The organism is Tenacibaculum sp. FZY0031 (genome assembly GCF_036350695.1).
Classification (GTDB): domain Bacteria; phylum Bacteroidota; class Bacteroidia; order Flavobacteriales; family Flavobacteriaceae; genus Polaribacter.
In genome coordinates, this window is sequence record NZ_JAZDVY010000002.1 from 365217 (window position 1) to 377264 (window position 12048).

Consider the following 12048-nt stretch of genomic DNA (forward strand, 5'->3'; position numbering starts at 1 on the left):
TGAATAAACTTTTTAGGCAATGAAACCATTATTTATTTTACTCGTAACTTTTATAATTTCCATAGGAATACAAAAACTTATTTTAAAAAACATCAATTACCTGCTTTCTGCCAGAATAGCCATGTGTGCCATGCTACTATTTACCGCTTTAGGACATTTTCTTTTTACTGAAGGTATGAGCAAAATGATTCCGAATTGTATTCCTTTAAAACCTACTTTGGTATTGCTAACAGGAGTTTTAGAAGTTGTATTAGCTATGGGTTTACTATTACCAAACTACCAAAAAACAGCTGCTTGGGTTCTTATTTTTTTCTTACTATTGATACTCCCTGCAAACATAAAAGCTAGTTTAGAAAACTTGAATTATCAAACAGGTGCTTATAACGGAAAAGGACTTTTTTATTTGTGGTTTAGAATTCCTTTACAATTCTTTTTTATAGCTTGGGTTTACTTTTTTACTTTAAAGAAGTAATTACTAACAAAAACAAGGTCTACATTTTACTGTAGACCTTGAATTTTATAAATTACTCAGAATACTTTTTTTTAATACAGCACTCTAAACTTAATAGTTCCTTCTACTTTTTTAAGTTTAGTAATCACTTCTTGATTATACTCTTTATCAACATCAGTAATTACATATCCTACTTTTTCGTCAGTAGACAAGTACTGCCCAGTAATATTCAATTCATATTTAGCTAATACCTTGTTGATTTTCGCCATTACTCCAGGGACATTCTTATGAATGTGTAAAAAACGATGTGCATTTTTATGCTTAGGTAAGCGAATATTTGGGAAATTAACCGCATCTACCGTATTTCCAGAATTGATATATGCCATAATTTTATTCGGAACAAAATCAGCGATATCTCTTTGCGCTTCTTCTGTACTTCCTCCAACATGCGGAGTTAAAATTACATTATCTAAACCTTTTAACTCAGTATAAAACTCCCCATTTTTTCTTGGCTCTTCAGGATATACATCTACAGCAGCCCCTGCAAGCTTGCCAGTTTTCAACGCATCTACCAATGCTTCGATATCTACTACAAATCCACGAGAAAGATTTACCAAATGAGCCCCATCTTTCATTTCAGCTAACTCTTCCTTACCTATGTAGTTTTTATTTGCCGAATTATCATCTACATGCAAAGTTACTACATCTGAAATATTCAATAACTCTTTTAAAGTATCTAGTTTTGTAGCATTTCCAAGAGCTAATTTATCTTCTACATCATAATAATATACGTCCATTCCCAAAGCTTCTGCCAACACAGATAATTGCTTTCCAATGTTTCCGTATCCAACAATTCCTAGCTTTTTACCACGGACTTCTCTTGAACCTTGTGCTGTTTTATTCCATTCACCGTTGTGAATTTCTGTACTTCTTTGAAACACACTACGCATTAACATAATAATTTCACCAATGGCTAATTCAACTACCGAACGCGTATTACTGTATGGCGCATTAAAAACTACTACTCCGTTTTCTTTACACGCCTCCAAATCAATTTGCTTCGTTCCAATACAAAAAGCAGATACCACCATTAATTTTTCAGCAGCTTCAATTACCTTACGCGTTACTTGTGTTTTAGATCGAATTCCTAAGACATGGACGTCTGTAAGTTTTTCAATCAATTCATCTTCCGACAAACTTCTTGAAACAGTTTCTACAGAAAAACCATCCCCTGTTAACTTTGTAAAAGCATCAGGGTGTACGTTTTCTAATAATAATATCTTAATTCTGTTCTTTGGGTATGATAGGTTTCTAGGCAATTTGTTTACGTATAAAAATTCATCTAAATTTGGGATAATATGGTCGGCATTTGCTATGGTTTTATCTCTCGATACATTTTCCGTGTAGGCAAAAAAAGTATCAGCAACACCTGCTTCTTTGGTAACGGCATCACTATAACCATCTCCAATTACTTGTACTTCGCCTTCTAAATTTAAGGATTGTAAGCAATCTATCTTTCCATTGTGCTTAGATAATGGGTTTTCAGTATCAAACCCAACAATTACTCCGTCTTTATCAAATTCAAAAGTATTGGCATATACTCTTTCCGACGGAATGTTATACTCCGCAACAATGGGATCTATAAATTCTTTAAACCCTGCTGAAATCACATAAATATCTTCCGAAAAGTTTTCGAAAAATTCTTTATTTCTTTCAATAGAAGGAGATACTTTTTGTTTTAATTCTTCTATTAATAAAGGTAAATCAGACTTTTTAGCACTTAATAACTGAATGCGTTTTTCTAAGGACTCAGTAAAAGAAATAGTCCCATCAATTCCTTGATTCGTGATATGGATTACCTCTTGAATAATCTCCTCTTTTTTCGGACTCTCTTTTAAGGTGATTTCGGCTAAAACATCTAATGCTTCCACACTAGTAAGTGTGCTATCGAAATCGAAAACGAAATTTCGTTTTACTAAATTCATGTTACTCAATTTGTGTTTTTGTTGTTGTGTTGTTAAGCCAACGAATGTACAAAGGTTTTCTTAAAAACACCTATTACAAACCCCTTAAGTTTCAGTTTTTAACTATAAAAAACACGCTGCTTATAAGCTATTACTTTTTAGATTTCAATACCTACTAAAAGCTTCAATCTTAAACCAACAAAAACAACCACCAAAAAATGGGAATTGCCTCAACCCAAAAAGAGCTATAGTATTTAGACTGATTTGTTTTTGCTCTCATCAACAGAAATAGTAATACAGTAAACAATACTAAAAAAACAGTTCGGAAATGAGTATTCGGACTAATCATAAACTCCAACACCAAACACACCCCCAACAAAACAACCCCAAATTTTTTAGTGTTTTCTACCCCTATTTTTTTAGGAATTGTTTGCAAAGAAATAGCATCGTATTGCACATCTCTAATCTCAAAAGGGAGGATTAAGATTATTACTAATAAAAAACGCTGTATTACATACAAATACACCTCAGTTGTAAAAAAAGTTTCGCTAGCATATACTGGTAATAAAACCGTAGTTACTGCCCATACTAAAGCCACTACGATTATCTTTAAATACCCAATGCTTCGTAAGTTTTTTTGGAATCCACTTAAAAAAGGGACTGCATATAAAAACGTTAACCCTCCTAGAGGTATAAAAAACAAGAACGTTCTTAGCGGCAATAAGTATGCGTAATAACACATTAGCAAAAAACAGATTAACGAAAATACTTGAATGATTTGCAAGTTTTTAGTCAAGCTTCGGTGATGAAGCTTGGCTACTCCTGCATATTTAACAAAATTGTATCCAGTAATTGTCGCAAAAAACACAAAAAAACCAAGTGATTCATCATACGAAAAACCAAAATATAATTCCGTAATTCTAAACAAAGAAAACACTGCTAAGGCTACATGAATACTAGAGTTTATATAAAAATCGAGTACTTTTTTAAAAAGGTTCATCTAACAAAAATAACTTTTCTGTTTATAACCAGCTGTTTTGGTTAATAAAATATTGTTTTTAACAAAAAAATATGTAGTATCAAATCAACCAATTTCACTATTTTTGAGGCACGAAAAACAACAACACAATAATGAACACAAATTCATTTCAACTTAGACATATAGGTCCTCGTGTTAAAGATCAGGATCAAATGCTTCAAACAATTGGCATTGAGAGTTTAGACCAATTGATTTACGAAACTATTCCCGACGATATTCGTTTACAACAAGAGCTTGATTTAGCTCCTGCTATGAGCGAGTACGAATACCTTAATCACATTAACGAATTAGGGGCAAAAAACAACGTTTTTAAAAGCTATATAGGTTTAGGATATCACGAAGCCATTATACCTAGTGTTATCCAACGTAATATTTTAGAGAACCCGGGATGGTATACTGCGTATACTCCTTACCAAGCTGAGATAGCACAGGGACGTTTAGAAGCCTTGTTAAATTACCAAACTATGATTTGTGATTTAACAGGAATGGAGTTAGCAAACGCTTCATTATTAGATGAAAGTACTGCAGCTGCAGAAGCGATGGCTTTGTTATTTGATGTTCGTGAAAGAGCACAAAAGAAAGCCAACGTAAACAAGTTCTTTGTTTCAGAAGAAATTTTACCACAAACCTTATCGGTATTACAAACACGCGCTATTCCTATCGGAATTGAATTAGTTGTTGGCAACCACGAAGATTTTGATTTTTCAGAAGAGTTCTTTGGTGCTATCGTACAATACCCTGGTAAGCATGGACAAATATATGATTATACCGATTTCGTTGCTAACTGTAACGCAAATAACATTAAAGTAGCGGTTGCTGCTGATATTTTATCATTAGTAAAATTAAAAGCTCCTGCTGAATTTGGTGCTGATGTTGTTGTAGGTACTACACAACGTTTTGGTATTCCTTTAGGATACGGAGGCCCTCATGCTGGATATTTTGCTACTAAAGAAGCATACAAGCGTAGTATTCCTGGTCGTATTATTGGAGTTACCAAAGATGTTGACGGTGGTCGTGCGTTACGTATGGCATTACAAACACGTGAGCAACACATTAAACGTGAAAAAGCAACTTCAAATATTTGTACTGCACAAGTATTGTTAGCGGTTATGGCAGGTATGTATGCTGTATACCACGGTAAAGATGGTTTACAATACATTGCAGATCGTGTACACACAAGCACTACAACCTTAGCAAAAGCGTTAAACGATTTAGGTTTCAAACAAAAAAACAGCGCTTATTTCGATACAATTTTAGTGGAAGTTGAAGCAGACAAGTTACGTCCAGTAGCGGAAGCAAACGGAATCAACTTTAACTACATCGATGCAGAGCATGTTTCAATCTCTGTAAACGAAACAGTGGGTTTAAAAGAAATCAACGAAATTGTTGACTGTTTCGAACAAGCATTCAATATCAAAGATATTTTAGTTACTGAATTTACTTCAGCAGATGTAATTCCTGCAGACGTAAAAAGGGCAACTTCTTTCTTAGATAACGACATATTCAACACGTATCAATCTGAAACTGATATGATGCGTTATATCAAAAAATTAGAACGTAAAGATTTAGCATTAAATCACTCAATGATTTCTTTAGGGTCTTGTACCATGAAATTAAATGCTGCTTCTGAAATGTTACCATTGAGTAATCCTCAATGGGGAAACATTCACCCATTTGCTCCATTAAACCAAGCAGAAGGGTACCAAATCATGTTAAGCAACCTTGAAAACCAATTAAATGTGATTACTGGTTTTGCAGGTACTTCATTGCAACCTAACTCTGGTGCACAAGGTGAATTTGCTGGATTAATGACTATTAGAGCCTATCACGAAGCAAACGGAGACACCCACAGAAACATCTGTTTAATTCCTGCATCAGCTCACGGAACGAACCCTGCATCGGCGGTTATGGCAGGTATGAAAGTGGTTGTTACTAAAACTGACGAAAAAGGAAACATCGATGTAGAAGATTTACGTGCTAAAGCTGAAAAACACGCTGATAATTTGGCTGCTTTAATGGTAACGTATCCATCTACTCACGGAGTATATGAAAAGGCTATTAAAGAAGTTACGCAAATTATTCACGATAATGGCGGACAAGTATATATGGACGGTGCCAACATGAACGCCCAGGTAGGATTAACAAACCCTGCAACCATTGGTGCCGATGTTTGTCACTTAAACTTACACAAAACATTTGCAATTCCTCACGGTGGTGGTGGACCAGGTGTTGGACCAATTTGTGTAGCTCCACAATTAGTTCCGTTTTTACCTACTAATCCAGTAGTAGCTACTGGTGGTGATAATGCCATTACGGCTATTTCAGCAGCTCCTTGGGGTTCTGCATTGGTATGTTTAATCTCTTACGGATACATTACTATGTTAGGTGCTGACGGATTAACAAATTCTACTAAGAATGCTATTTTAAACGCAAATTATATTAAAGAGCGTTTAAGCGGACATTACAGCACTTTATATACAGGTGAAATGAACCGTGCAGCTCACGAAATGATTTTAGATTGTCGTGAGTTTAAACAAAACGGAATTGAAGTTACTGATATCGCGAAGCGTTTAATGGACTACGGATTCCACGCACCTACGGTATCTTTCCCTGTAGCGGGAACAATTATGGTAGAGCCTACCGAATCGGAAGGGGTAGCTGAATTAGACCGTTTTTGTGATGCGTTAATCTCTATTAGAAAAGAGATTGCTGAAGCGAGTAAGGAAACCCCTAACAACCCGCTTAAAAATGCACCACATACACAAGAAATGTTAACTGCTGATGAATGGGACTTACCATATTCACGTAAACAAGCAGCATTTCCTTTAGACTATATTGCAGACAATAAGTTTTGGCCTTCAGTACGCCGTGTAGACGATGCTTTTGGTGACCGTAACTTAATTTGCTCTTGTAATCCTATTGAAGATTATATGGAAGCGGAAGCTTAATTATAAACAACAAGAAAGCCCTCGAAATTTCGAGGGCTTTTTTTATGCTACTTTTACAATTCTTTCTAACGGAATAATGGTTGCTTGTTTTAGTATTACTGAAGTATCAGTAATACCCCAAACAGTAGTTTCTACTTTTTTTAAGCCATCCATATCCATAAAAAATATTTGTACCTTTTCTCTTTCTAAGTTTCCTAAAGACAGAGCTCGCTGTAAATCTAAAAAACGATTTACCATTGCTTTCTTTTTGTTTAACACCTCTTCTTTTGGAAATTTTAAGAACTTGATTTGTTCTTTTGCTACAGTCTGAAAATTTAAGTTTGTAGTCATATTATTGGGGAATTTAAGGTTACTAATTAAGGGGTATGTATAAATACAATACATTAATCTTGCTGTCAATGTATATATTTCAACTCTTATTTACAAATAATTCAACAAAACAACATGAATTTTAACATTCACAAAAAACAAGTGCTTGCTTTTTAACAAACACCCAACAAAACAAACAAATGACTGCAAAATACTTAAAACCAAAAACTTAAATATCATTACTAAAGAAGATTACTTCGTTTCCCTCACAATAACGATAAATAAAATGTCACTTCTACAGAACGATTTTATGAGTGACGAGAAATCTCAACAATGCAAGTTACTCACCTTCACTTTGTTATCAACTTTATATTTTCATATATTTAAAGAACTAAAAAACAAACTACTAACCCCAAACTAACCACTATGAAACAAAAAATTCTATTTGTACTAAGCCTACTATTCGGATTAATGTTTATCAACTCAGGATTAAACAAATTCTTAAACTACATGCCAATACCAGAAGATTTACCCGAAAAAATGATGAGTGCCATGACTGCCATGATGGAAATTGGCTGGTTAATGCCCCTAGTAGGTATTGCTGAAATTTTAGGAGGTATTCTATTCATTATACCAAAAACCAGAGCCCTAGGAGCTGTTGTAATTTTTCCTGTGATGATTGGCATTATGTTAACTAACATTTTTCAAGCTCCATCTGGACTTCCTATTGCCTTAGTTTTATTTGCTATCAACCTTTGGGTAATTTATGAAAACTGTGATGTCTATAAACCTATGGTAAAATAATAATCCTCGTCATTTCGACAGAGCAATTTTATGAGCGAAGAGAAATCCCAAGAACAAGAATTACTAACCTTGAAGAGATTTAGCTCCGCTGAACCTTACGGTTTCTCCTATCGTCGGAATGACGATAATCGAGATGTCATAGCGAGAAAACTCATTGAGCGAAGTCGAAATGAACGACACGACTATCTTTTGCACCTTACACGATATACAGATTACTTCATTTTAATCTGTCTTAAACAACAGCTGAAAAGTTCGCAATGACGCTTATACTCTACCCTATTTTTATATATTTGAAAAAAATTACTAGTCGTCGCAACGCTATTTTAAATGACTTATTTATCTATACTTATACTCGTAGGTATTTTTCTTGTATTCAGAAAAAACACCTCAACACCTAAATGGAAACAACCTACAACTCCATTTCCAAACAAGTGGAAAGTTATTTTGACTAAAAAAGTCGCTTTTTACAACGCACTCACTCCTGATGAAAAAGAATTGTTTGAGTTTAAAGTTTTTGAATTCCTGTTAAATCACGAGGTTATTGGTGTTGATGTTACGGTTACAATTACAGACAAACTTCTGATAGCTTCCAGTGCTGTAATTCCTATTTTTAATTTTCCTGAATGGCGTTATCCTAATATCAAAGAAATCATTTTATACCCTGCTATGTTCAACGAGCATTTTGAAACCGAAGGAGACAACCGAAGAATTTTAGGAATGGTAGGTAACGGGTATTTAGAAGGAAAAATGGTTTTATCGAAACCTGCTTTACACCTAGGTTTTGAAAATGAAACCGATAAAAAAAATACTGCCATTCATGAGTTTGTGCATTTAATTGACAAGTTAGATGGAAATATTGACGGTATACCACATGTATTATTAGAAAAGCAATACAGCATTCCGTGGGTAGATTTAATCAACAAAAAAATTGAAGAAATATACAACGACGCTTCCGATATCAATCCGTATGGCGGGACTAACAAGGCAGAGTTTTTCTCGGTAGCAAGCGAATACTTTTTTGAGCGTCCGAAGTTACTAGCTAGAAAGCATCCTGAGCTTTACCGCTTATTAGAACAAATCTTTAAACAAGATATGGACGACATGAACCTGCATTTAAAACGTTTGGATATTTCCAGAAACGATCCTTGTCCTTGTGATAGCGGTATGAAATACAAGAAGTGTTGTGGGCTTAATTAACCATCTCCTCTGCTCGTCATTCGACGAGCGCGATTTTATGAGCGACGAGAACTCCCAACAATGGGAGTTACTCACATAAATGAGCTCCCTCCTTTCAGTCGGGGTGACTACAAATCTATTTCCTTTAACGCTTTGATGTTGTTACGCTCTAAAAACGCATCAATCGTTTCAAAGTGTTCTATAACACGTTGGTCTTTAAACTCAAATACTTTTTGAGACAATCCTTGTAAGAAATCACGATCATGCGATACTAAAATCAACGTTCCGTCGAAGTGTAATAAAGCTTCTTTAATGACTTCTTTTGATTTTAAATCTAAGTGGTTCGTAGGCTCATCCAATATCAACACGTTTACAGGTTCTAACAACAGTTTTACCATTGCCAAACGGGTTTTCTCTCCTCCAGAAAGTACTTTTACTTTCTTTTCTAAATCATCTCCCGAGAACATAAAACGTCCTAATATATTTTTGATTTGCGTTCGGATGTCTCCTTCGGCAACCTCATCTACGGTTTGGAAAATTGTTAATTCAGGATCTAACAACGACGCTTGATTTTGTGCAAAGTATCCCACTTTAGCGTTGTGTCCCAACCCGCATTCTCCCTCAAAATCAATTTCTCCCATAATGGCTTTAATCATGGTCGATTTTCCTTCTCCGTTTCTTCCTACAAACGATACTTTTTCTCCACGAGCTATCGAGAAACTTGCGTCTTTAAACACGGTTAAGTCTCCGTATTGCTTCGTTAATCCTTCCACTTTTACAGGATAGTCTCCCGAACGTGGTGATGGTGGAAAACGTAGTTTTAAGGCTGAAGTATCTACCTCATCTATTTCTACAGGAACTAATTTCTCTAACATTCGTTCACGCGAAGCTACTTGATTCGTTTTTGAATAGGTTCCTTTAAAACGCTCGATAAACGCTTTGGTATCGGCAATAAATTTTTGTTGTTCTTGGTAAGCTTTTAATTGATGTGCACGACGTTCTTTACGCAACTCTAAATAGTGTGAATAATTCGCTTTGTAATCGTGAATGGTTCCCATCGTTACCTCAATGGTTCGGTTGGTAATGTTATCGATAAAGGCTTTATCGTGCGAAATTACTACTACTGCCTTGGCTTTGTTTAATAAGAAGTTTTCTAACCAAATGACCGATTCGATATCTACGTGGTTGGTAGGCTCATCTAACAAAATTAAATCGGGCTTTTGCAGTAAGATTTTCGCCAGCTCAATACGCATACGCCAACCTCCACTAAACTCTGAGGTGGCTCTTTCAAAATCTTCTTGCTTAAACCCTAAGCCTTTTAAGGCTTTTTCTACTTCTGCTTCGTAGTTTATTTCTTCTAACGCGTAGTATTTCTCTCCTAAATCTGATACGCGCTCGATGATTTTCATATAATCGTCCGATTCGTAATCGGTACGAGTTTCTAATTGTTTGTTGAGGTCGTCCATTTCAGCTTTCATAGCAAAAATAGATGCAAACGCTTTGGATGCTTCTTCTTTTACCGTGCAGTTGTCTTCCATTAACAAGTGCTGTGGTAAGTAAGCAATTACGGTATCTTTCGGACTACGAACGCCTCCTTTGGTAGGTTTAGAAACTCCTGCTATAATTTTCATCATGGTGGATTTTCCTGCGCCATTTTTACCCATTAAGGCAATTTTATCGTTCTCGTTTATTACAAACGAAACGTCGCTAAACAAGGTGTTACCACTAAACTCAACCGTTAATTGATCTACCGTAATCATACAAAATATTTTAAGCGGCGAAATTAGCAAAAATGGTGTATACCTTTGAAAAAAATTTAGTGTAACCTAAGTTTTTAAATTAACTAAAAATCAATAGGGTTCATGTCGATAGCATAAAGTATGGATGATGAGACATCTCAACAATAAGAGTTACTCACTTTAATGAGCTCCCTCTTTTCAATTGGGATGACGCTTTCTAGTGTTCTTTAAAGGTAAAAACCAATACTATATACACCTGCTTACTCACACTACAACTAACAAAATTCTACTTTTAAGTATTGGTTGGTAGCTTTTTCTCGACCTCTTTTAATGTTTTCTCCGAGAGCGTTTTGTAAAATCTGTTGGGATTTAAGGATACGGCTAGCACCGCTGTCAACTTTTTTACGAGTGTTATTCATTTATCTATTGCCTTAGTATTAGCGACTCGTGCCGTAGTGTCAACGGAGTACGCCGTGATATTAGCGACCCATGCATGCTTTTATGATAGCTAAAACTACTTTTATTACCTAAATAATTGGGCTTATGGGATTCCGTAAGAATATGTGCTTGTCTTTTTTTAGGTTCGCAGGAATTGGATTATTAATTAACAAAAAAACAGTAATTCGTTAATAACTTTATTTTAGGTAAACTATTGACTTTGATATATTTGATAGCATATAAAAATTACTAAAACTTCATTATATCACTTTTTAATATTGAAATAAAAAAATTAAAGTTTGATGTATAACAGGTTTGTCATAAATTGAAAAATGAAAAAGATTATTAGTATACTTATATTTTTATTTTGTTTCTTTTGCTCTTATTCCCAAACAATACCGAAAAAAGAAATTGTAATTTCTAATATTAAAGACTCAAACCATCATCAAAGAACATTTAATAAAATATTAGAAGAAACAAAAAATGATTCGATTTCAGAAAAAAAAACAAACAGTAAAACCAAGAAAAAAGATAATGAGTTTCCTTGGCATATTCTTTTAACTGGTTTTTTGGGAGCGATCCTAGGTTTAACCCCTTATTTTTATGAAAAATGGAAGTGTCAAAAATATTATGGAAAATTAATAGGTTCAAACATATATCCTGGTAAAATATTAACTTTTGACATTAGAGGAACTCGTGAAACCATTCATGGTTTTGGCTATAGATATAAAATAAACTTGATCTCTAATAAAGATTCTAACATTAAAAAAGTAGAACTTTTTGTAAAATATGATTCAGATTATTTAGAAACTAAACTTTACTTTATTAATAACGAGTATCCCAGCATTAATCCTTCGGAGTATATTCAAATGACTCCTTTGTTAAAAGCACAAAAGTCATATGTAAAATACCTTAATTTTATAATTCCCGAAAATATATTTAACATTAAAGATGTATTACCAGAGATAGCTGAAAAAATTCACAACAAAGAGGAATTAAGTAACGAAGATTACTCAATTATTCAAAGAGATTTTTCTCCTAAAAAGATTAAACTAATATTTACCAAATATGATGATTCAAAGACTAAGCTAGAAATTGACATATTAAACGAATTTGACTTTTACAGTATAGTTCCTGAAAACTAAACTATCAATAAATGAAACCGTTATCTCCAAACCAA

9 protein-coding genes are annotated in these 12048 nt (G+C 34.3%); 5 read left to right on the forward strand and 4 right to left on the reverse strand.

Going from position 1 to position 12048, the window contains the following annotated elements:
• The first annotated feature begins 19 nt into the window (after positions 1–19).
• Positions 20–472 (forward strand): DoxX family protein, encoded by a 453-nt coding sequence (locus V1T75_RS04095; protein ID WP_330487292.1) that lies wholly within the window; start codon positions 20–22, stop codon positions 470–472.
• 71 nt (positions 473–543) lie between these two features.
• On the opposite strand, the gene serA is transcribed toward V1T75_RS04095, so the two are convergent.
• Both serA and V1T75_RS04105 read right to left on the reverse strand, forming a co-directional pair.
• A complete protein-coding gene (serA, locus tag V1T75_RS04100; RefSeq protein ID WP_330487293.1) occupies positions 544–2436 on the reverse strand; it encodes a phosphoglycerate dehydrogenase in 1893 nt (630 codons plus the stop codon).
• Between the two features lie 169 nt (positions 2437–2605).
• On the reverse strand, positions 2606–3415 hold the full coding sequence (locus V1T75_RS04105) for a hypothetical protein (RefSeq protein ID WP_330487294.1): 810 nt from the start codon (positions 3413–3415) through the stop codon (positions 2606–2608).
• Positions 3416–3546: 131 nt separating this feature from the next.
• On the opposite strand from V1T75_RS04105, the gene gcvP reads away from it, so the two are divergent.
• Positions 3547–6402 carry an aminomethyl-transferring glycine dehydrogenase gene (gene gcvP / locus V1T75_RS04110; RefSeq protein WP_330487295.1) on the forward strand — a complete coding sequence of 952 codons (2856 nt, stop codon included), beginning with the start codon at positions 3547–3549 and terminating at the stop codon, positions 6400–6402.
• Positions 6403–6444: 42 nt separating this feature from the next.
• Here the strand turns inward: gcvP and V1T75_RS04115 are convergent, their stop codons facing one another.
• Positions 6445–6732 (reverse strand): hypothetical protein, encoded by a 288-nt coding sequence (locus V1T75_RS04115; protein ID WP_330487296.1) that lies wholly within the window; start codon positions 6730–6732, stop codon positions 6445–6447.
• A 405-nt stretch (positions 6733–7137) separates the two neighbouring features.
• Here V1T75_RS04115 and V1T75_RS04120 point away from each other — a divergent pair, with 405 nt between their 5' ends.
• Positions 7138–7515, forward strand: coding sequence for a DoxX family protein (locus tag V1T75_RS04120; RefSeq protein WP_330487297.1), 378 nt, complete (start codon positions 7138–7140; stop codon positions 7513–7515).
• 327 nt (positions 7516–7842) lie between these two features.
• The gene (locus tag V1T75_RS04125; protein ID WP_330487298.1) at positions 7843–8712 is read left to right on the forward strand and encodes a zinc-dependent peptidase; all 870 of its coding nucleotides are present in this window, start codon (positions 7843–7845) and stop codon (positions 8710–8712) included.
• A 107-nt stretch (positions 8713–8819) separates the two neighbouring features.
• Here the strand turns inward: V1T75_RS04125 and V1T75_RS04130 are convergent, their stop codons facing one another.
• Complete coding sequence (locus V1T75_RS04130; protein WP_073181369.1) at positions 8820–10451, reverse strand: ABC-F family ATP-binding cassette domain-containing protein; 1632 nt, start codon at positions 10449–10451, stop codon at positions 8820–8822.
• Positions 10452–11200: 749 nt separating this feature from the next.
• Here V1T75_RS04130 and V1T75_RS04135 point away from each other — a divergent pair.
• A complete protein-coding gene (locus tag V1T75_RS04135; RefSeq protein ID WP_330487299.1) occupies positions 11201–12013 on the forward strand; it encodes a hypothetical protein in 813 nt (270 codons plus the stop codon).
• The last annotated feature ends 35 nt before the right edge of the window (positions 12014–12048 follow it).

Bases quoted from the DNA above. Each gene is read 5' to 3' on its own strand.
- serA (WP_330487293.1), bottom strand. From the start codon at position 2,436: ATGAATTTAGTAAAACGAAATTTCGTTTTCGATTTCGATAGCACACTT.
- gcvP (WP_330487295.1), top strand. From the start codon at position 3,547: ATGAACACAAATTCATTTCAACTTAGACATATAGGTCCTCGTGTTAAA.
- V1T75_RS04135 (WP_330487299.1), top strand. From the start codon at position 11,201: ATGAAAAAGATTATTAGTATACTTATATTTTTATTTTGTTTCTTTTGC.
- V1T75_RS04120 (WP_330487297.1), top strand. From the start codon at position 7,138: ATGAAACAAAAAATTCTATTTGTACTAAGCCTACTATTCGGATTAATG.
- V1T75_RS04095 (WP_330487292.1), top strand. From the start codon at position 20: ATGAAACCATTATTTATTTTACTCGTAACTTTTATAATTTCCATAGGA.
- V1T75_RS04115 (WP_330487296.1), bottom strand. From the start codon at position 6,732: ATGACTACAAACTTAAATTTTCAGACTGTAGCAAAAGAACAAATCAAG.
- V1T75_RS04130 (WP_073181369.1), bottom strand. From the start codon at position 10,451: ATGATTACGGTAGATCAATTAACGGTTGAGTTTAGTGGTAACACCTTG.
- V1T75_RS04105 (WP_330487294.1), bottom strand. From the start codon at position 3,415: ATGAACCTTTTTAAAAAAGTACTCGATTTTTATATAAACTCTAGTATT.
- V1T75_RS04125 (WP_330487298.1), top strand. From the start codon at position 7,843: ATGACTTATTTATCTATACTTATACTCGTAGGTATTTTTCTTGTATTC.